Genomic DNA, 19,002 nt, shown 5'->3' with positions numbered 1-19,002 from the left:
ACCGCAGACGCCAATTACCAAGGGAGTGAGCCCATGCTCAACATCTTTACGCTTGCCAATGGCCGGCTGTTCCAGGAAGAGATCGAATCCCTGGAAGAGCTCGCCAGGTTCCAGCCGATCTGGGTGGACCTGGAAGCCCCCACGCTCGAAGAGAAGCGCTGGATCAAGCAGCACTATGGCCTGTCCATCCCCGAGGATGCGATGGACGAGGACATCGAGGAGTCCGCCCGCTTCTACGAGGAAGACAACGGCGAGCTGCACATCCGCAGCGACTTTTTGATCGACGACGACGAGAACCCGCGCTCGGTGCGCGTGGCCTTCATCCTGAACCAGCACAACGCCAACCTCAAGAGCCGGGGCGTGCTGTTCTCCATCCACGACGAGGACGTGCCCGTCTTTCGCCTGCTGCGCATGCGCGCGCGGCGTGCGCCGGGCCTCATCGAGGACGCCAAGGAGGTGCTGCTCAAGCTGTTCGACGCGGATGCCGAGTACTCGGCCGACACGCTGGAGAACATCTACGACGAACTCGAAGCGGTGAGCAAGCAGGTGCTGGCCGGCGATGTGACCGACACCCGCGCCGGCGAGGTGCTGGCCGCCATCGCGCGCCAGGAAGACTTGAACGGCCGCATCCGCCGCAACGTGATGGACACGCGCCGCGCGGTGAGCTTCATGATGCGCAGCAAGATGCTCAACTCCGAGCAGTTCGAGGAGGCGCGCCAGATCCTGCGCGACATCGAGTCGCTGGACAACCACACGGCCTTCCTGTTCGACAAGATCAACTTCCTGATGGACGCCACGGTCGGTTTCATCAACATCAACCAGAACAAGATCATCAAGATCTTCTCGGTGGCCAGCGTGGCCCTGCTGCCGCCCACGCTGATCGCCAGCGTGTATGGCATGAACTTCAAGTTCATGCCCGAGCTCGACTGGTCGCTGGGCTACCCCTATGCGCTGGGGCTGATGCTGGCCAGCGCGCTGGGGCCCATGTGGTACTTTCGCAAACGCGGCTGGTTGAAATAGGCTCCCCCCTGTGGCGCTGCGCGCCTTCCCCCCTGAGGGGGGACGCCACCCCTGGACCGGCAAAGCCGGATCCACGGTGGCGCTGGCAGTTGCACTTCGGGCGCTGCGCACCCTTGTGCTGTCGGGTCACAGCGTTTGCATGAGCACCCGCACCATGTGCTCGGCGTAGCGGCTGGCGACGGTCTGGACGAAGTGGGCGAAGTCGACGTGGGCGGTGTCGTCGGCGCGGTCGGAGATGGTGCGGATGGCGGCGAAGGGAATGCCGTAGTCCAGGCAGACCTGGGCCACGGCTGCGCCTTCCATTTCGACGGCGAGTGCGTTGTGGCCGGCCAGACCCAGGGCTTCGCGCAGTTGCCGGGCTTCCTGGGCACTCGCGACGAACCGGTCGCCGCTGGCGACGAGGCCGTGGTGCACGCGGTGGGCTCCATCGTCCAGACCCGGCAGGCGGGCGGCGCCGGACAGGCAATCGCGGGCCGCGTCGCGCAGCAGGGTGGACAGGTGGAGATCGCAGTCCAGGCGCGTGCGCGCGTAGCCGGGCAGCTCCCAGCGCGGGAACAGCGGCGATGCGTCCATGTCGTGCTGCACAAAGGTCTCTGCCACCACCACGTCGCCCACGTTCACCCCATCGCCCAGGCCGCCGGCTACGCCGGTGAAGACGATGCGCGCCACGCCGAAATGCTCGATGAGCGCCGTGGCCGTGGTCGCTGCCGCCACCTTGCCGATGCCCGAGAGCGCCAGCACCACGGGCCGCTCACACAGCTCGCCGCGCCAGAAGGAGCGGCCGGCGTGCGTGAGGCGCTGGGCGCGCTCGAGCCGGGCAACGAGGCTGGCCTGCTCTTCGGGCAGGGCGCTGAGGATGGCAGTGGTCATGGAACTTCGGGCAAAAAGAAAAAGAGCCTGCGGCCGGGTACGCAGGTCTGCGATTATTCCAGCCGGAGGCCCTCTTCGAACCAGTCGCTCCAGACACCGGATCGTGGTGCCCGAAGGTGGTTGCTCACTTCTTGTCGCGCAGCTCGCGGCGCAGGATCTTGCCCACGGGGGTCTTGGGCAGCTCGGTGCGGAACTCGATCACGCGTGGCTGCTTGTAGCCCGTGAGGTTGGCCTTGCAGTACTCCTTGACCTGGGCCTCGGTGAGCCCCGGGTCCTTCTTCACGATGACCAGCTTGACGGCCTCGCCGGTCTTCTCGTCGGGCACGCCGACCACCGCGCATTCGAGCACACCGGGGCAGTTGGCAACCACTTCCTCGACCTCGTTGGGGTAGACGTTGAAGCCGCTGACCAGCACCATGTCCTTCTTGCGGTCCACGATCTTGAAGTAGCCGCGCTCATCCATGATGCCGATGTCGCCGGACTTGAAGTAGCCGTCATCGGTCATGACCTTGGCCGTCTCGTCGGGGCGCTGCCAGTAGCCGGCCATGACCTGCGGGCCCTTGATGGCGATCTCGCCGGGCTGGCCCAGCGTGGTGACTTCGTGGCCTTCGTCGTCCAGCAGTTTCATCGACGTGCCGGGGATCGGCACGCCGATGGTGCCGGTGTATTCCTTGGCCGTCACGGGGTTGCAGCTGGCCGAGGGGCTGGTTTCCGAGAGGCCATAGCCTTCGCAGATGGGGCAACCGGTCTTCTCCAGCCAGAGCTTGGCCACGGCACCCTGCACCGCCATGCCGCCGCCCACCGAGACCTTCAGGTTCTTCCAGTTGACGGTGTTGAAGTCGGGGTGGTTGGCCAGGCCGTTGAACAGCGTGTTCACGGCCGGGAAGCTGTGGAAGGTGTGCTTGGACAGCTCCTTGAGCACGGCAGGCAGGTCGCGCGGGTTGGGGATCAGGATGGTCTTGCCGCCCGTGCGCATGGACAGCATCATGTTCACGGTGAACGCGAAGATATGGTACAGCGGCAGCGCGCAGACGCTGGTGGGCTGCTCGCCCGAGGGCACCTTGGCCATCACGGGCGCGTTCCAGGCCTCGGACTGCAGCACGTTGGCGAGCACGTTGCGGTGCAGCAGCACGGCACCCTTGCTCACGCCGGTGGTGCCACCGGTGTACTGCAGGAGGGCGATGTCGTCGGGGCGGATGTCGGGTTTCTTGAAGCTGCCGCGCGTGCCACGGGCCACCGCATCGTTGAAGCGCACGGCGCCGGGCAGGTCATAGGTGGGCACCATCTTCTTGACGTTGCGCACCACGTAGTTCACCAGCGTGCCCTTGAGCAGGCCCAACTGGTCGCCCATGGCCGCCAGCACCACGTGCTTGACGGGCGTGTTGGCGATGCACTGCTGCAGCGTGCTGGCAAAGTTCTCGATGATGACGATGGCCTTGGCGCCCGAGTCCTTGAGCTGGTGTTCCAGCTCGCGTGGGGTGTACAGCGGGTTCACGTTGACCACCACGAAGCCGGCGCGCAGGATGGCCGCCACCGTCACGGGGTACTGCGGCACGTTGGGCATCATGATGGCGACGCGGTCGCCCTTGACCAGGCCCAGGCCCTGCAGGTAGGCCGCAAAGGCACTGCTCAGCGAGTCGGTCTGGGCGTAGCTCACGTCCTTGCCCATGAAGCTGTAGGCCACGCGGCTGGCGTACTTGCTGAACGCTTCGTCCATCAGCGCAACGAGCGAGGGGTACTGCGAGGTATCGATATCGGCGGGGACGCCTTGCGGATAGGCGGCCAGCCAGGGGCGGTCGGTCATGGTGCGTGTCTCTCCAAACTTCTCATTGCAATGGAACCCCGGCATTGTCTCTGCCGGTGCGGGTTCCGTGGGTGGTTAGTTTCCCCTAGGCCGCAGGGCTTTTGCCGTAGCACCCAAAGGGTCTCTCGCCGCGGGGAAGGATTACTCAATGGCCTTGCCGATGTCCTCGACGACCTTCTTGGCATCGCCGAAAACCATCATGGTCTTGTCCATGTAGAACAGCTCGTTGTCCAGGCCGGCATAGCCTGCCGCCATGGAGCGCTTGTTGACGATCACGGTCTTGGCCTTGTAGGCCTCCAGGATGGGCATGCCGTAGATGGGGCTGCCCTTGGTGTGTGCGGCGGGGTTCACCACGTCGTTGGCGCCGAGGATGATGGCGACATCGGCCTGGCCGAACTCGCCATTGATATCCTCCATCTCGAACACCTGGTCGTAGGGCACCTCGGCCTCGGCCAGCAGCACGTTCATGTGGCCGGGCATGCGGCCTGCGACCGGGTGGATGGCGTACTTCACCGTCACGCCCTTCTCGGTGAGCTTGGCGGCCAGCTCCTTGACCGCATGCTGCGCGCGCGCCACGGCCAGGCCATAGCCGGGCACGATGACCACGGTCTCGGCATTGCCGAGCACGAAGGCCGCATCGTCGGCGCTGCCGCTCTTGACCGGGCGCTGCTCCTGGGCGCCGCCGGCCGCCGTGGCGGCGTCACCGCCGAAGCCGCCCAGGATCACGTTGAAGAACGAGCGGTTCATGGCCTTGCACATGATGTAGCTCAGGATCGCGCCCGAGCTGCCCACCAGCGAGCCGGCGATGATCAGCATCGAGTTGTTGAGCGAGAAACCGATGCCCGCCGCCGCCCAGCCCGAATAGCTGTTGAGCATGGACACCACCACCGGCATGTCGGCGCCGCCGATGGGGATGATGATCAGCACGCCGAGGATGAAGCCGAGCGCGATCACCAGCACGATGTCGATCCAGCTTTGCGAATGCCAGAAGCCGAAGCAGAAGAACAGCACGGCCAGGCCCAGCACCAGGTTGAGCTTGTGCTGACCCGCAAACTGCACGGGCGCGCCCTGGAACAGGCGGAACTTGTACTTGCCCGAGAGCTTGCCGAAGGCGATCACCGAGCCGCTGAAGGTGACGGCACCGATGAAAGCCCCGAGCGCCAGCTCGATGCGGTTGCCGCCGGGGATGGGCGCGTCCTTGGGCACGATGGCAAAGGCCCAGGGCTCGGCCACCACGGCGACGGCGATGCACACCGCTGCCAGGCCGATCATGCTGTGCATGAAGGCCACGAGCTCGGGCATCTTGGTCATCTCGACCCGGTTGGCCATGATGGCGCCGGCCGCGCCGCCGACCACCAGGGCCCCGAGCACGTAGACCATGCCCTGCGCCTTGCCGCCCGACAGCTCGACGATGAGTGCGGCGGTGGTGAGCACGGCAATCGCCATGCCCGTCATGCCGAAGACATTGCCGCGGATCGAGGTCGTGGGGTGCGACAGCCCCTTGAGCGCCTGGATGAAGCAGACGCTGGCCACCAGGTACAGCAGCGTGACGAGGTTCATGCTCATGCCTGGCCTCCTTCAGCCTTGGGGGCGGCTTTCTTTTCCTTCTTCTTGAACATCTCGAGCATGCGGCGCGTCACGAGGAAGCCGCCGAACACGTTGACCGCAGCCAGTGCCACGGCCAGCACGCCCATGCTCTTGCCCAGCGTGGTCTCGGTGAGCGCAGCGGCCAGCATGGCGCCCACGATGACGATGGCCGAGATGGCGTTGGTCACGGCCATCAGGGGCGTGTGCAGCGCGGGCGTCACCGTCCAGACCACGTGGTAGCCCACGTAGATGGCCAGCACGAAGATGATGAGGTTGATGAGGGTGGGAGAGACGGCATCCATGGAAAGGTGTCCTTCTTCAATTGGCGTTAGGTTCCGGCAGACCAGGGGCCTTTGGCGGCATTCTTCTTGGCGAAATAGGCATCCACAGCGTCGATCAGCTGCTGCTGGGCCGCGTTGATCGGCGGCTCGATCAGAGCTGCCGATCGCATCACGGTCTTGAGCGTTTGCACGTGGTAATCGGTGAACTTGTCGGCGCTGCGCGCCAGCACCTCGGGCAGCTCGGAGAGCGCCAGGGCACGGTTGCGCAGCAGGTGCGCGCTGGCCACCCAGAGGCTGCCGGCATCGCCATCGGTCAGCGCCAGGTGCTCGCGCAGCAGCGCCTGCACGCCGGTCTTTTGCGGCACGGTGATGGCGCCCGTGGTCTGCACCGTGGCCAGGGCCAGCACGGCGACCACGTCCACCGGGTGGTCGAGCGCGTAGAGCGGTGGTGTCGTGACTTTCTTGCGCCAGGCGCGCCGGTGGAAGAAGGTCAGCGGGTTGAGCCAGCCCACGTCGATGCCGAAGCGCCGCAGCGCCTCCATGGCCATGGTGAAAGTGATGACCAGGCCCAGGATTTGCAAAATGGTCCCCATGTTCCGTACCTCCCTTGGCTTTTTTATTTATTGCGGCAGTGCAGCGGGGAACGGCGGCACGGCCAGGAATCCATCGAGCATGCCGACGCTCACGCGCGCCGCCCGGGCCATCTGCTGGCTCCAGACCTCGGCAGGCAAGCCAGCGCGCAGGTAGTCGGGCGTATTGCCTGCGGGCAGCTTCAGCAGGCGCAGGTCGACCAGGGCATTCACCTCGATGTAGGCGCCGCCCTCGGTGGCATAGCGGTAGTTCACATGCGAGTAGGGCTGCGTGAGCGCCACGCCGCGCTCACCGATCCAGCGCACCAGGCCCGGGTGGGCCTTGTCCATGAAGCGGTCGCTGGTGTGGGCCCAGCGCTTGAAGCGCAGGCAATCCACGCGCACCGGGCTGTCGGCAGCGGCATCCTTCACCCACAGGCCCTGCTCCTGCGCACAGGAGGCCGTCCACAGCGCGCGGTCGCGCGGGTCGCTGCGCTGGTGGGACTGCACCAGCATCACCGCCAGCACCTCGTTGCGGGTGCCGCGCAGCGCCACGGCGCGGGTCTGCAGGGGAACATTGGCAGGTGGTGGCAGGACCAACAGGGTCTCGTCGAAACTTCCCAGGTCCTCCCAGGCGGAAGATGGCAGCACCACGCGCGTGCGCCCGGCGCTGAACTCGGCCGGGCCGGCAGGCATCGGTGCGCAGGCGGCGAGAACCGCCAGCGCCGCCGCAGCGGCCAGCAGGCGGGGCAGCAGCGCCCTCATGCGCGCTTCACCGTGCCTTCGTGGGCCATCAGGCAGGCGGCCACGATGTCGTCCTGCAGGTCCATGTGCAGGGCACCTTCCTTGTTGATGATGAGCTTGAGGAAGTCGAGCACATTGCGTGCGTACAGCGACGAGGCATCGGCCGCCACCAGGGCCGGCAGATTGGTCTCGCCCACCAGCGTCACGCCGTGCTTGACCACCGTCTTGCCAGGCTCGGTGAGCGGGCAATTGCCCCCTTGGGGCGCGGCGATGTCGACGATCACCGAGCCGGCCTTCATGGATTGGACCATCTCCTCGGTCACCAGCACGGGGGCGGCGCGGCCGGGGATCAGGGCGGTGGTGATGACCACGTCGGCCTGCGCCACGCGCTTGGCCACCTCGGCCTTCTGGCGCTCCAGCCAGCTTTGCGGCATGGGGCGGGCATAGCCGCCCACGCCCTCGGCGGCGTCCTTTTCTTCCTGGGTCTCGTAGGGCACGTCGATGAACTTGCCGCCCAGCGACTCGACCTGCTCCTTGACGCTGGGGCGCACGTCCGACGCCTCGATCACGGCGCCCAGGCGCTTGGCCGTGGCAATGGCCTGCAGGCCCGCCACGCCCACGCCCAGGATCACCACGCGTGCGGCCTTCACGGTGCCGGCCGCCGTCATCAGCATGGGGAAGAAGCGCTGATAGCGGTCGGCCGCGATCATGACGGCCTTGTAGCCGGCGATGTTGGCCTGGGAAGACAGCACGTCCATGCTCTGGGCGCGCGTGGTGCGCGGCGCGGCTTCGAGCGCATAGGCCGTCACGCCAGCTGTGGCCAGGCGCTGCAGGCCGGCGGCATCGAAGGGGTTGAGCATGCCGACCAGCGTGCTGCCTGCGCGCAGGCGTGGCGTCTCGGCTTCGGAGGGGCAGCGCACCTTGAGCAGCAGGTCGGCGCCCCAGGCACCTGCGGCATCGGTGATCTCACCACCGGCAGCCTCGTAGGCGGCGTCGGTGACGCTGGCGGCGATGCCGGCACCGGCCTCGATGCGCAGGGTATGGCCCTGGGCCTTGAGTTTCTTGACCGTCTCGGGCGTCACCGCGACCCGGGTCTCTCCGGCCATGGACTCTGCAGGCACACCAATCAGCATGTCGTCTCCTTGCTCAGGGGGTAAGGTCAGTGGAATTACTTACTTGCTGACCATGAGCTTACATGAAGAAACTTTGCTGCCTGCCGCTTTCGCCTGATGTAGAGGGAACTCCCCATCGCAAAGGAGACACTTCGGGCCAGAAAAAAGCCCGCGAGCGCAGGGCTGGCGGGCTTTGCGGGGGCGGGACCGGGTCAGTGCACGACCTGGGCCAGCGTACCGGCGGCGTACTGCTGGGCCACCTGCTGCAGGCTCAGGCCCTTGATCTTGCTGCCCTGGCCTTCGCAACCGAATTCGAGGTAGCGCGCCTTGCAGACCTGCTTGGCGGCTTCGCGGGCGGGCTTGAGCCATTCGCGCGCGTCGAACTTGTCGGGGTTCTCGGCCAGGAACTTGCGCACCGCGCCGGTCATGGCCAGGCGGATGTCGGTGTCGATGTTGATCTTGCGCACGCCGTACTTGATGGCTTCCTGGATCTCCTCGACGGGCACGCCGTAGGTCTCCTTCATCTTGCCGCCGTACTGGTTGATGATGGCCAGCAGCTCGGCGGGCACCGAAGAAGATCCATGCATCACCAGGTGGGTGTTGGGGATGCGCTTGTGGATTTCCTTGACACGGCTGATGGCCAGGATGTCGCCCGTGGGCTTGCGGCTGAACTTGTAGGCGCCATGGCTGGTGCCGATGGCGATGGCCAGGGCGTCGAGCTGGGTGGCCTTGACGAACACAGCGGCTTCCTCGGGGTCGGTGAGCATCTGGCTGTGGTCGAGCTTGCCCTCCGCACCGATACCGTCTTCCTCGCCGGCTTCACCGGTTTCCAGGTTGCCCAGGCAGCCCAGCTCGCCTTCGACGGTGACGCCGACCTTGTGCGCCATGTCGACGACCTTGCGGGTGACTTCCATGTTGTATTCGAAGGACGAGGGGGTCTTGCCATCTTCCATCAGCGAACCGTCCATCATCACCGAGCCGAAGCCCAGGTCGATGGCGCCCTGGCAGATCTTGGGCGAGGTGCCGTGGTCCTGGTGCATCACCAGGGGAATGTGCGGGAAGGCTTCGACGGCGGCCTGGATCAGGTGCTTGATGAAGGGCTCGCCGGCGTACTTGCGCGCGCCTGCGCTGGCCTGCAGGATCACCGGTGCGCCCACTTCGTCGGCGGCCGCCATCACGGCCTGGACCTGTTCCAGGTTGTTGACGTTGAAGGCAGGGATGCCATAGCTGTGGGCGGCGGCGTGGTCGAGCAGTTCGCGCATCGAGACGAGAGGCATGGTCGTGGGGTCCGTTCAGGTTGAGGGGCGCCTGGGGCCTTGGGGGCAGGCAGTGCGCGGTTGGTAACCGCTTGGTAACCTGCGATTTTACCCGCCCGCCGCCGCAGAGGTTGTAGGAAATTCCAGCCGGTAGCAGGTGGTAAAGGGCGCAGGCGCGGACATGGCGCCAAAAGTGGCGCCATGCACCTCGGCCACCCGGCGCACGATCTCGTGGCCCAGGTGCAGGCTGTCGGCAGGCGCCACGGTGCGTTCCGCACCCGCATTGCGGGCCCCGTCGTCGCAGACCTGGAGCCACGCGGCACCGGCATCGGTCCAGCCCATCTGCACGGCGATGTGCGTTCCCTCGGGGGTGTGCTTGAGGGCGTTTTCCATCAGGTTGCGCAGCGCCAGGTCCAGCAGCACGGGGTGCCCCAGCACGGCCATCGTTTCGGGCCCTGCCAGCGCGATCTCGTCGCCCCGCTGCCAGGCGGCCTGGGCGTAGTCCGCGCACACGGCCCGGCTGATGTCCACCAGGTCCAGCGGCGCCTTGGCGTCGTGCAGCTCGGCCCGACTGGCGCGTGCCAGGGCCAGCAGTTGGCTGAGCACATGGCCTGCGCGCAGCGCGTCCTGTCCGATGCGTGCCACCGCCTGGGCCTGGCCATCCGCGTCGAGCCCCTTGCCCAGCGCACTGGCCTGCAGCGCGATGGACGACAGCGGCGTGCGCAGCTCGTGCGCCACCTCATTGGCCAGGCGGCGCTCGCGCGCCAGCATGGCCTGCTGGCGTTCGAGCAAGGTGTTGATGGAGGCCACCACCGACTCGAACTCGCTCCAGGCATGGCGCGCCGTCAGCCGCCCGGCATTGGCAGGATCGAGCCTGGCCACATCGCTGGACAGGTCGTACAAGGGCCGCAATCCACGCCACAGCGCCAGACCCAGTGCCAGTGCGACCACGGGCAGCAGCCACAGGCCCGGCTCCACCATCTGCTCGGCGATGTCCTCGGCCAGGTCGTCGCGCTCGCGCAGGTCCAGCAGCACCGAGATCTTGCGGCTGCGGTCCGACGACCATTGGCCGAAGCTGCGCCATGCCGTGGCATTCGGACCGAGGGAGAGGTTGGAGAATCCTTCGGCGGCACTGAAGGGCGGCAGCGGCGCACTTCCGATGTGGGTCAGCAGCCGACCCCGGGCGTCCCATTGCACCACGCTGATGGATTGCTGGTAATCGTGCGCCTTGAGCCACGGCATGGCAGCGCGCTGGGTGGTGTTGGCGGCATCGACCTCGCCCGCCACCTGCAGGTTCAGCAGCAGCGCGGCCACGCCGGCCAGATGGCCGTCGGTGAGCTCATCGGCCTCGTGGATGCCTGTCTGGTATCCCAGGTACACGAAACTGGCCCATACCGAAATGAGGGCCCCGAGCGACCACAGCAGCAGTTGCCGCGTGAGCGAGGGACGCCCCGCCCCTCGCAGCAGGCGCCGACCCAGGGCCTTCATGTATTTCCCTGCGGCATGAAGTAGCCCACGCCACGCATGGTCTGGATGCAGCTGCTCCCCAGCTTGCGGCGCAGGTGGTGGATGTAGACCTCGATGGCATTGCTCTCGATGGCCATGTCCCAGCTGTAGAGGCGCTCCTCGATCTGCGGGCGTGACAGCACGCGCCCGCGCGCATCCATCAGCACCCAGAGCACCGAGAACTCGCGCGGCGACATCTCCACCAGTTGCCCGGCCTGGTGCACCGTGCGCGCTCCGGGGTCGAGTTCGATGTCGGCATGGCGCAGCGTGGGCGTGGCCCGGCCCGTGGCACGGCGCAGCATGGCGCGCAACCGGGCTTCGAGTTCGTCCACGTTGAAGGGCTTGACCAGGTAGTCGTCAGCCCCCTGGTCCAGGCCCGCAATACGTTCGGTGACATGGTCGCGCGCCGTGAGGATCAGCACCGGTGTGGCCGGGTCCGGCAGCGCCACTGCGGCCTGTGCGCCGGCCGTGGCAGCCGGGCTGGTGCGCAGGCGGCGCAGCACCTCGCTGCCATCGCCGTCGCGCAAGCCCAGGTCCAGCAGCACGGCGTCGAAGCGCTCGGCGCGCAGGGCCGCCCAGGCACCGGCCACGCGATCACACAGGTCCACGGCATAGCCACGCTGCTGCAGGTTGGTACGCAGGCCGCTGGCAATGCCGGCATCGTCTTCCACGACAAGGATTCGCATGCGCGGATTGTGCCTGCGGACTTTAAGACGGCCTTAAGAGCCCGCTTCTATCGTCGCGCCATGCCTTTGCCGCCCGCTCTCCACCCGCAGCCTTCCCACCGCCAACGCCACCGGGCACTCTGGACCCTGGCGGCCCTGGCGCTGATCGCGCTGTGGGATGCGCTGGGCCAGGACCCACTGCTCGCCCGCCTGTTCGGCAGTGCATCGGGCTTTCCGCTGCGTGAACAGTGGTTCTTCGTGCACGTGGCGCATGAGGGGGCGCGCCGCCTGGGTTGGCTGCTGGTGCTCCTCCTGGCGCTGGGCGTGTGGTGGCCGCTGGGCGTGCTGCGCAGGCTGGACACGGGCGAGCGCCTGCAATGGGCCGTGAGCACGCTGCTGGCCCTGGCGGCGGTCAGCATCGCCAAGAACCTGAGCAACACCAGTTGCCCCTGGGACATGACCGAGTTCGGTGGCGTGGCGCGCTACACCTCGCACTGGGCGTGGGGACTGGTGGATGGCGGCGGTGGGCGGTGTTTTCCGGCAGGCCACGCCTCGGCCGGATTCGCCTTTGTCGGCGGCTACTTCGCGCTGCTGCGTGCGCAGCCCAAGGCCGCACGCATTTGCCTGGCCGCCTCGCTGGCATCCGGGCTGCTGCTGGGCCTGGCCCAGCAGGCCCGAGGCGCGCATTTCATGAGCCACACCCTGTGGTCGGGCTGGCTGTGCTGGGCGGCGGCGTGGATGTGCGACATCGGGGCCAGCCTGCTGCGCGGGCGCTTCGGGCAGCCGGCCGCGCACACCGCACCGGCGGCCTCCTGACAAGGCCCGGCGGGCCGCTCAGCTGGCGCGGCAGATCTTGAGCATGTTGGTGCCGCCCGGCGCCCCCATGGGCTCGCCACAGGTGATGGCGTAGACGTCGCCCTTTTGCACGATGTTGCGCGTCTTGAGGTGGCCTTCGGCCTGCTCCAGCGCGGTGTCGCGGTCGGCGCTGGTGTCCATCAGCAGCGGGCGCACATTGCGGTACATGGCCATCTTGCGCTGCGTGGCCACCTTGGGCGTGAGCGCGTAGATCGGGATGTGGATGCGGTGGCGGCTCATCCACAGCGCCGTGGCGCCGCTGTCGGTCATGGCCACGATGGCCTTGGCGCCCAGGTGGTGGGCCGTGAACAGCGCGCCCATGGCGATGGACTGGTCGATGCGGCCAAAGGTCTGACCGGTGAAGTCGGCGTCCAGCGGGTGGTCCTCGGCGGCCTCGGCGGCGGCACAGATGGTGGCCATCTCCATCACCGTTTCCAGCGGGTACTTGCCAGCCGCAGTTTCGGCGCTGAGCATCACGGCATCGGTGCCATCGAGCACGGCGTTGGCCACGTCGCTGACCTCGGCGCGCGTGGGCACGGGGTTGGTGATCATGCTCTCCATCATCTGCGTGGCGGTGATCACGACCTTGTCCAGGTCGCGCGCCATGCGGATCATCTTCTTTTGCAGCGCTGGCACGGCCGCATTGCCCACTTCCACAGCCAGGTCGCCGCGCGCGACCATGATGCCGTCGCTCACGCGCAGGATGGCCTCCAGGTGCGGGATGGCTTCGGCGCGCTCGATCTTGGCGATCAGGCCCGGCTTGTGGCGGAACTCGGACGCCGCCACGTTGCACAGCTGGCGCGCCATCTCCATGTCGGTCGCGTTCTTGGGAAAGCTCACAGCCACGTAGTCGGCCTGGAAGCTCATCGCGGTGCGGATGTCCTCCATGTCCTTGGCCGTGAGCGCGGGCGCCGTGAGACCGCCGCCCTGCTTGTTGATGCCCTTGTTGTTGGACAGCTCGCCGCCGATCTTGACGGTGGTGTGCACCTCTTCGCCGCGCACGGCATCCACGGTGAGCACGATCAGCCCGTCGTTGAGCAGCAGCACGTCGCCGGCCTTCACGTCGCGCGGCAGCTCCTTGTAGTCGAGCCCCACGCCATCGTTGTCACCGGGCTCGGTGCGCGAGGCATCGAGCACGAACGGGGCACCCGACACCAGTTGCACCTTGCCCTCGGCAAACTTGCCGACGCGGATCTTGGGACCCTGCAGGTCGGCCATGATGGCCACCTCGCGCCCCGCACGCTGGGCAGCGGCGCGCACGGTGGTGGCCCGGTCGATGTGGTCCTGCGCCTTGCCATGGCTGAAGTTCAGGCGCACCACATTGACGCCCGCGCGGATCATCGCCTCCAACAGTTGCGGGTCGCTCGAAGCGGGGCCCAGGGTGGCAACGATCTTGGTGGCGCGGCGGGTTTGCATGGGCTTGTCTCTTTCGTCGGTTATGTAATCGAATTTCAATTTTCACACGAAAGCGGTTACATGCCGATTACCAGCAGCCCGGCCGGGCCATCGCCTGGGCACCCGCCTGGATGCAGCGACCACAGAAAACACGCACGACTGTTTCCAAAACTGGAACAGTCAGTTCGCGACTGGATGGTTTTTCTTTGATCACCTGCGGCGTACAGTTCAACCCATCGATGAGCCGAACCCGCAAGGCGACTCACCGAACCCGGTTCGAAATGGTTTTGTCCCGGTTTTTTGAGTCACTTTTTTCTTCCAAGGATTTCATCATGAACACGACCGCACGCTTCCTCTCCATCGCCGCTGTTGCCGCTTTCGCTTCTTTCGGTGCCCAGGCCGACGAAGCCGATGCTTCGCAATTCGCCACGAAGTTCGAAACCAACCGCACCCGCGCCGAAGTGGCCGCTGAGGCCGCTACCGTGGCCCAAACCCGCAGCATCGAGCCTGCTGGTTCGCGTGTGGTGACCTACAAGTCGACTGCTGACCGCGCTGCCGTGCGTGCCCAGGCTGCTGACGCGGTGCGCACCGGCCAGATCTCTTCCGGCGAAATCGGCGCTCTGTAAGCCGCCCCGAATCGAACTGACCTGACCCCCTGTCAAACCCAACAAAGAATCGAGATCACCATGAACAAGACGGCACGTTTCCTCTCCATCGCCGCTGTGGCTGCTTTCTCCGCTTTCGGTGCCCACGCCGACGAAGCCGACGGCTCGCAGTTCGCCCTGAAGTTCGACACGAACCGCACCCGCGCCGAAGTGGCTGCTGAAGCTGCTACCGTGGCACAGACGCGCAGCATCGAGCCAGCAGGCTCGCGCGTCGTGACCTACCAATCGACGGCTGACCGTGCTGCGGTGCGTGCCGCTGCGGCCGAAGCCGTGCGCACTGGCCAGATCCCTTCGGGCGAAATCAGCGCGATGTAATTCGCGCCGGGTGGGTTGCTGCCCCCGCAGCAGCATCCTGCCACCATGCAAAAAGGCCGGAGCCCCCTGGAGGGTTCCGGCCTTTTTGCATTGGTGATGCAGCGCTTTCACTCAACCACGTCGAAGTGGAACACCTTGCTCACAATCTGCCAGCGCCCATCGAGCTGCACCAGCGTCAGGAAATCGGTGAAGAAGCGCGGCGCAATCGCGCACTCCACCCGCGCAAAGGCCGTGACCGGGCCTGCGAACTCGATGGACAGGATACGGTCGCGCCGGGCCTGCCCACGGCTGGCAGGTGACGGGCGCTGGTCCACGAAGGGAAAGTACTCCGCCATGCTCCGGTGCAGCAATGCCCCCTCGGTGGCGCAGCAGTAGATCGCCTGCGGATGAAAAACCTGCGCCAGCCGGCCGGTATCGCTGTGGTGCAGGCCGTCGAAGTAGGTGTGCAGCGCAGCGGTGACGCCGCTGAAATCGGAGGCGGCGCTCATGGCTTGCGCTTTCGGAACTCGGCCACGGGCAAGCCGCCCACGCCCCAGTTGTCGAGGTCGACCTCGTCAATCACCACATGCGTGGTCGCGGGATTCTTGTGCAGCACGCGCACCAGCAGCTCGGTGACGCCGGCGATGAGCTCGGCCTTCTGTTCGCGCGTCACGCCTTCGCGGGTGACCTGGATGTGGACGTAAGGCATTGCCAATCCTTTCAGTCGATGCGGCCGGCAACTTGCGCAATGCGCTCGCCGAACGCCCGGGCGGTCACCAGGTCGCCGGCGACCATCTCGTCAGGCGTTGCGTCGGAGGGCGTGGCGGTCATCAGGCCGGCGAAGGAGGCCAGGTAGTTCAGGTCATCACGCAGCGCAGCCTTGGTGTTGCTGGGCGCCATGGCCGTGCCCGCCCAGAGCATGCCGTGCTGCTGTGACAGCGAAAACAGGGTGTAAAGAGTGCTGAGCTTGTCCCCGTTGATCCCGGCACTGTTGGTGAAGCCGGCGGCCAGCTTGTCCCGCCACCCCTGGCGGGCCCAGACGGCGGAACTGGCGTCCACGAAGCGCTTGAACTGCCAGCTCACGTTGGCCATGTAGGTTGGCGAGCCAAACACGATGGCGCGCGAGGCATCGAGCTGCGCCCAGCCTTCTGGGGAGAGTTCGCCCTGGTCGTCGATGGCCAGCAGCATGCCGCCGCTGCCCGCAGCGACCGCTTTCGCGACCTCGCGGGTATGGCCGTAGCCACTGTGGAAAACGATGGAGATGGGAGGGTTCATGGGGCTTCCTTGCCAACAAAAAGAGGAAGCCCCAGGTTATGGAATACATACGAATCGATAAACAGGCCCACAATCACTTCATTCATTACATGGAGTAATGTATGGCCCGCGAATTTGGCGATGTGATGCTCGGAAGCATCGAACTCTTCTGCCTAGCTGCCGAGGCCCAGAGCTTCACGGCCGCCGCCCGGGAGGCGGGGCTGACCCCGGCGGCGGTGAGCCGCTCCATTGCGCGGCTGGAGGAGCGCCTGCAGGTGCGGCTTTTCGTGCGCAGCACGCGCAAGATCCGCCTGACCGATGGCGGCCGGACCTACTTCGACCAGTGCCGCCAGGCACTCAACCGCCTCAGCGAGGCCGAGCGAGAGCTGACCGGCACGCAAGCCGAGCCCGCCGGCAAGCTGCGCATCAGCGTGCCCACCACGCTGGGACACTGCCGCGTGCTGCCGGCGCTGGTGGGTTTTCGCGCGCGCTACCCCAAGGTGCAGGTCGAGGTGCAGTTGAGCAACCGCAATGTGGACTTCACGGCCGATGGCTTCGATCTGGCGGTGCGGGCACGGGCCCAGGCCGATTCAGGCCTGGTCGCAAGAAAGCTGATGGATGCGGAACTGGTCGTGGTCGCCACCCCGGGTTACCTGCAGTCTGCGGGTCGGCCCCGGAGCCTGGCCGATCTGGCGTCCCATGAGTGCATCCAGTTCTTGCTGCCCAGTACCGGGCAGGCGGTTCCCTGGGTCTTTCGCCAGGACGGGCAGGACGTCGAGGTCGGCACCGCTGGCAGCCTCACCTGTTCCGATGATCTGCTGGGCGTGGCCACCCTGGCACGCCATGGCGCGGGGCTGCTGCAGACCTACCGCTTCATCGTGGAGAACGACCTGCGGCAGGGCACCCTGGTGGAGGTGCTGCAGGACCTGGGCGGCCGCTCCCGGCCGTTTTCGATCCTCTACCCAGCGACGCGCCACATGCCGCTGCGCATGCGGGCTTTCATCGACCACCTCGTTGCCAGCGTGTAGCCGCGGCGGTTCCTGGCGCGGGTGCCAGCCTCGTCAGCCGCGAATCAGCGCATCAGCGCCTCGATCTCGTCCGCATCCACCGGCACGCCACGCGTGATCAGCTCACAACCGGTGGCGGTGACAATGGCGTCGTCCTCGATGCGGATGCCGATGCCGTGGAACTGCGCGGGCACGCCCTCGGCGGCGCGCACGTACAGGCCCGGCTCGATGGTCAGCACCATGCCGGGCTGCAGCACGCGGCTCGGGCGGTTGAGGATGATTTCCCCCGAGAGCGGATCCTTGCGCTCGGTGGTCCGGTCGGCCTCACCGGGCTCCACGTAGCTGCCGCAGTCGTGCACGTCCATGCCCAGCCAGTGGCTGGTGCGGTGCATGTAGAACGGGAAGTAGGCACGCTTGTCGATCACGTCCTGCACGCTGCCGACCTTGTTGGCGTCGAGCAGGCCGAGGTCCAGCAGGCCCTGCGCCAGCACGGCGATCGTGGCATCGTGCGGATCGTTGAAGCGGGCACCGGCGCGGGTGGCGTCCACGGCCGCCACCTGGCTGGCCAGCACCAGGTCGTACAGCGCGCGCTGCGGCCCGGTGAAGCGGCCATTGGCGGGGAAGGTGCGCGTGATGTCGCTGGCATAACCGTCAAGCTCGCAGCCCGCGTCGATCAGCACCAGCTCGCCGTCACGCACCGGCGCGGCATCGGCCCGGTAGTGCAGCACGCAGGCGTTGGCCCCGGCCGCCACGATGGAGCCGTAGGCCGGGTACTGCGAGCCGCCATCGCGGAAGGCGTGCAGCAGCTCGGCGTCGAGGTGGTACTCGCGCACGTCCTCGCCGGCGCGCAGCATGCGGGCCGAGCGCTGCATGGCGCGGATGTGGGCGCGGGCGCTGATGTCGCTTGCGCGGCGCATGATGTCCTGCTCGTGCGCGTCCTTGATGAGGCGCATCTCGTCGAGCGGCCCACACAGGTCCTGCTGCACGGCGGGGCACTGGGCGCCGTAGCGCACCCGGGCGCGCACGGCGTTGAGCCAGCCTTCCACGCGCGCGGCCAGGCCGCTGTGCGTGGCATAGGGGTACCACACGGCCTGGCGGTTTTCCAGCAGGCGCGGCAGCTGCGCATCGAGCACACTGCTCGAATGGGCCGCATCCACGGCCAGCACACCGGGCGCCGCCTCCGGGCCCAGGCGGTAGCCGTCCCAGATCTCGCGCTCCAGGTCCTTGGGGCGGCAGAACAGCGTGCTGTGCCCTTCGGCCGTGAGCACCAGGCAGGCACCGGCCTCGGTAAAGCCGGTCAGGTAGTAGAAGTAGCTGTCGTGGCGGTACAGGAAATCGGTATCGCGATTGCGCGGGTACTCGGGTGCCGTGGGAACGATGGCGATGCCCCCGGCACCCAACTGGGCAGCGAGGCGCGCGCGGCGCTGGGCGTAGATGGAATGCGAGGACAGTGAATTCATTCGCCATTTTTATCGCGAATCCACGTCCCCTCGCGGCCACAGGCCATCCGCCTTGCAAACAATTCCAAAAACCCAACGAACCCTGGATTTGTTGACAAACGCATTCACATGAATACCATTGCATCCAACCCCACTTCGGATGGACGCCATGGTCACCACCTCCACCACGATGGAGCCCCTCTCCGCACGCATACCGAGCGATCTCTACCTCTGGCTGGCCCAGCTGCAGGTCGAGGGCGCAACCACCAACAGCGACAAGCTGCGCGTGCTGCTGGGCCAGCTCAAGCGCCACCATGACGGTGCGCTGGACTACGTGGCCGCCCATGCCTGGGCGCGCGACATCACGGGCCGGCTGCGCGAATCGCTGGTGCGCACCGAGGGCCAGACGGGCCGGCATTCGGACGTGCTCAACGCCATGCTCGACCATGTCACGACCTGCCTGGCCATCGTCGTGAGCAACGCCCCCGCCTCGGAGCAGGAGGCCGCGCGGCTCGAAGACCTGCTGGTACGCCGGGGCTTTGCGCTCAGTGAGATGCTGCTGCGCCAGGCAACCACCGCGCAGGCCAGCGCGTACGATCCGGCCGTCGTGCAGCGCCATGCCGCCGCAACCCTGGAGCTGGCCCAGACCATTCGCTCCCCTCTCTCGAAAGGAGCCTGA

Annotated in this window: 21 protein-coding genes; 6 read left to right on the top strand and 15 right to left on the bottom strand. The window is 66.7% G+C overall.

What is annotated here, in order from left to right:
* Positions 1 to 33 precede the first annotated feature (33 nt).
* On the top strand, positions 34 to 1,020 hold the full coding sequence (gene corA, locus U5N23_RS01710; RefSeq protein ID WP_322591147.1) for a magnesium/cobalt transporter CorA: 987 nt from the start codon (positions 34 to 36) through the stop codon (positions 1,018 to 1,020).
* Positions 1,021 to 1,146: 126 nt separating this feature from the next.
* Here the strand turns inward: corA and U5N23_RS01705 are convergent, their stop codons facing one another.
* From U5N23_RS01705 to U5N23_RS01660, 10 genes are all read right to left on the bottom strand, one after another.
* Positions 1,147 to 1,890: a 5'-methylthioadenosine/adenosylhomocysteine nucleosidase gene (locus tag U5N23_RS01705; protein WP_322591146.1), complete on the bottom strand. Its 744-nt coding sequence runs from the start codon at positions 1,888 to 1,890 to the stop codon at positions 1,147 to 1,149.
* A gap of 124 nt (positions 1,891 to 2,014) precedes the next feature.
* Entirely contained in the window at positions 2,015 to 3,694 is a 1,680-nt protein-coding gene (locus tag U5N23_RS01700) for a long-chain-fatty-acid--CoA ligase (protein ID WP_322591145.1), read from the bottom strand.
* A 141-nt stretch (positions 3,695 to 3,835) separates the two neighbouring features.
* Positions 3,836 to 5,260 carry an NAD(P)(+) transhydrogenase (Re/Si-specific) subunit beta gene (locus U5N23_RS01695; protein ID WP_322591144.1) on the bottom strand — a complete coding sequence of 475 codons (1,425 nt, stop codon included), beginning with the start codon at positions 5,258 to 5,260 and terminating at the stop codon, positions 3,836 to 3,838.
* Positions 5,257 to 5,583, bottom strand: coding sequence for an NAD(P) transhydrogenase subunit alpha (locus U5N23_RS01690; RefSeq protein ID WP_057200753.1), 327 nt, complete (start codon positions 5,581 to 5,583; stop codon positions 5,257 to 5,259). Before U5N23_RS01690 ends, U5N23_RS01695 begins: the two co-directional genes overlap by 4 nt.
* A 26-nt stretch (positions 5,584 to 5,609) precedes the next feature.
* Positions 5,610 to 6,155 (bottom strand): phenylacetic acid degradation protein, encoded by a 546-nt coding sequence (locus U5N23_RS01685; protein ID WP_322591143.1) that lies wholly within the window; start codon positions 6,153 to 6,155, stop codon positions 5,610 to 5,612.
* 27 nt (positions 6,156 to 6,182) lie between these two features.
* A complete protein-coding gene (locus U5N23_RS01680) occupies positions 6,183 to 6,896 on the bottom strand; it encodes a hypothetical protein (RefSeq protein ID WP_322591142.1) in 714 nt (237 codons plus the stop codon).
* On the bottom strand, positions 6,893 to 8,008 hold the full coding sequence (locus U5N23_RS01675; protein ID WP_322591141.1) for a Re/Si-specific NAD(P)(+) transhydrogenase subunit alpha: 1,116 nt from the start codon (positions 8,006 to 8,008) through the stop codon (positions 6,893 to 6,895). The genes U5N23_RS01680 and U5N23_RS01675 overlap by 4 nt, the downstream gene beginning before the upstream one ends.
* A gap of 191 nt (positions 8,009 to 8,199) precedes the next feature.
* Entirely contained in the window at positions 8,200 to 9,264 is a 1,065-nt protein-coding gene (fba, locus tag U5N23_RS01670) for a class II fructose-bisphosphate aldolase (protein WP_322591140.1), read from the bottom strand.
* 87 nt (positions 9,265 to 9,351) lie between these two features.
* Positions 9,352 to 10,731 carry a histidine kinase dimerization/phospho-acceptor domain-containing protein gene (locus tag U5N23_RS01665; RefSeq protein WP_322591139.1) on the bottom strand — a complete coding sequence of 460 codons (1,380 nt, stop codon included), beginning with the start codon at positions 10,729 to 10,731 and terminating at the stop codon, positions 9,352 to 9,354.
* Positions 10,728 to 11,435 carry a response regulator transcription factor gene (locus tag U5N23_RS01660; protein ID WP_322591138.1) on the bottom strand — a complete coding sequence of 236 codons (708 nt, stop codon included), beginning with the start codon at positions 11,433 to 11,435 and terminating at the stop codon, positions 10,728 to 10,730. The genes U5N23_RS01665 and U5N23_RS01660 overlap by 4 nt, the downstream gene beginning before the upstream one ends.
* A gap of 60 nt (positions 11,436 to 11,495) precedes the next feature.
* Between U5N23_RS01660 and U5N23_RS01655 the strand changes: the two genes are divergently transcribed.
* Complete coding sequence (locus tag U5N23_RS01655) at positions 11,496 to 12,230, top strand: phosphatase PAP2 family protein (RefSeq protein WP_322591137.1); 735 nt, start codon at positions 11,496 to 11,498, stop codon at positions 12,228 to 12,230.
* An 18-nt stretch (positions 12,231 to 12,248) separates the two neighbouring features.
* On the opposite strand, the gene pyk is transcribed toward U5N23_RS01655, so the two are convergent.
* Positions 12,249 to 13,685: a pyruvate kinase gene (pyk, locus tag U5N23_RS01650; RefSeq protein ID WP_322591136.1), complete on the bottom strand. Its 1,437-nt coding sequence runs from the start codon at positions 13,683 to 13,685 to the stop codon at positions 12,249 to 12,251.
* Between the two features lie 311 nt (positions 13,686 to 13,996).
* On the opposite strand from pyk, the gene U5N23_RS01645 reads away from it, so the two are divergent.
* The gene (locus U5N23_RS01645; protein ID WP_145699468.1) at positions 13,997 to 14,290 is read left to right on the top strand and encodes a DUF4148 domain-containing protein; all 294 of its coding nucleotides are present in this window, start codon (positions 13,997 to 13,999) and stop codon (positions 14,288 to 14,290) included.
* Between the two features lie 60 nt (positions 14,291 to 14,350).
* Positions 14,351 to 14,644, top strand: coding sequence for a DUF4148 domain-containing protein (locus U5N23_RS01640; RefSeq protein WP_322591135.1), 294 nt, complete (start codon positions 14,351 to 14,353; stop codon positions 14,642 to 14,644).
* A gap of 107 nt (positions 14,645 to 14,751) precedes the next feature.
* On the opposite strand, the gene U5N23_RS01635 is transcribed toward U5N23_RS01640, so the two are convergent.
* From U5N23_RS01635 to U5N23_RS01625, 3 genes are read right to left on the bottom strand one after another with little or no spacing between them, the layout of a single operon-like run.
* A complete protein-coding gene (locus tag U5N23_RS01635) occupies positions 14,752 to 15,132 on the bottom strand; it encodes a nuclear transport factor 2 family protein (RefSeq protein ID WP_322591134.1) in 381 nt (126 codons plus the stop codon).
* Positions 15,129 to 15,332: a 4-oxalocrotonate tautomerase family protein gene (locus tag U5N23_RS01630; protein ID WP_322591133.1), complete on the bottom strand. Its 204-nt coding sequence runs from the start codon at positions 15,330 to 15,332 to the stop codon at positions 15,129 to 15,131. The genes U5N23_RS01635 and U5N23_RS01630 overlap by 4 nt, the downstream gene beginning before the upstream one ends.
* Before the next feature lie 11 nt (positions 15,333 to 15,343).
* Positions 15,344 to 15,898: a flavodoxin family protein gene (locus U5N23_RS01625; RefSeq protein ID WP_322591132.1), complete on the bottom strand. Its 555-nt coding sequence runs from the start codon at positions 15,896 to 15,898 to the stop codon at positions 15,344 to 15,346.
* Between the two features lie 101 nt (positions 15,899 to 15,999).
* Here U5N23_RS01625 and U5N23_RS01620 point away from each other — a divergent pair, with 101 nt between their 5' ends.
* Positions 16,000 to 16,905: a LysR family transcriptional regulator gene (locus U5N23_RS01620; protein ID WP_322591131.1), complete on the top strand. Its 906-nt coding sequence runs from the start codon at positions 16,000 to 16,002 to the stop codon at positions 16,903 to 16,905.
* A 44-nt stretch (positions 16,906 to 16,949) separates the two neighbouring features.
* On the opposite strand, the gene U5N23_RS01615 is transcribed toward U5N23_RS01620, so the two are convergent.
* On the bottom strand, positions 16,950 to 18,344 hold the full coding sequence (locus U5N23_RS01615) for an aminopeptidase P N-terminal domain-containing protein (RefSeq protein ID WP_322591130.1): 1,395 nt from the start codon (positions 18,342 to 18,344) through the stop codon (positions 16,950 to 16,952).
* Positions 18,345 to 18,492: 148 nt separating this feature from the next.
* Here U5N23_RS01615 and U5N23_RS01610 point away from each other — a divergent pair, with 148 nt between their 5' ends.
* Positions 18,493 to 19,002: a hypothetical protein gene (locus tag U5N23_RS01610; protein ID WP_322591129.1), complete on the top strand. Its 510-nt coding sequence runs from the start codon at positions 18,493 to 18,495 to the stop codon at positions 19,000 to 19,002.

The organism is Acidovorax sp. (genome assembly GCF_034519795.1).
In the GTDB taxonomy this organism is placed as follows: domain Bacteria; phylum Pseudomonadota; class Gammaproteobacteria; order Burkholderiales; family Burkholderiaceae_C; genus Acidovorax.
Note: the sequence above shows the minus strand (reverse complement) of the source record. Positions and strands in the feature narration are given on the sequence as shown.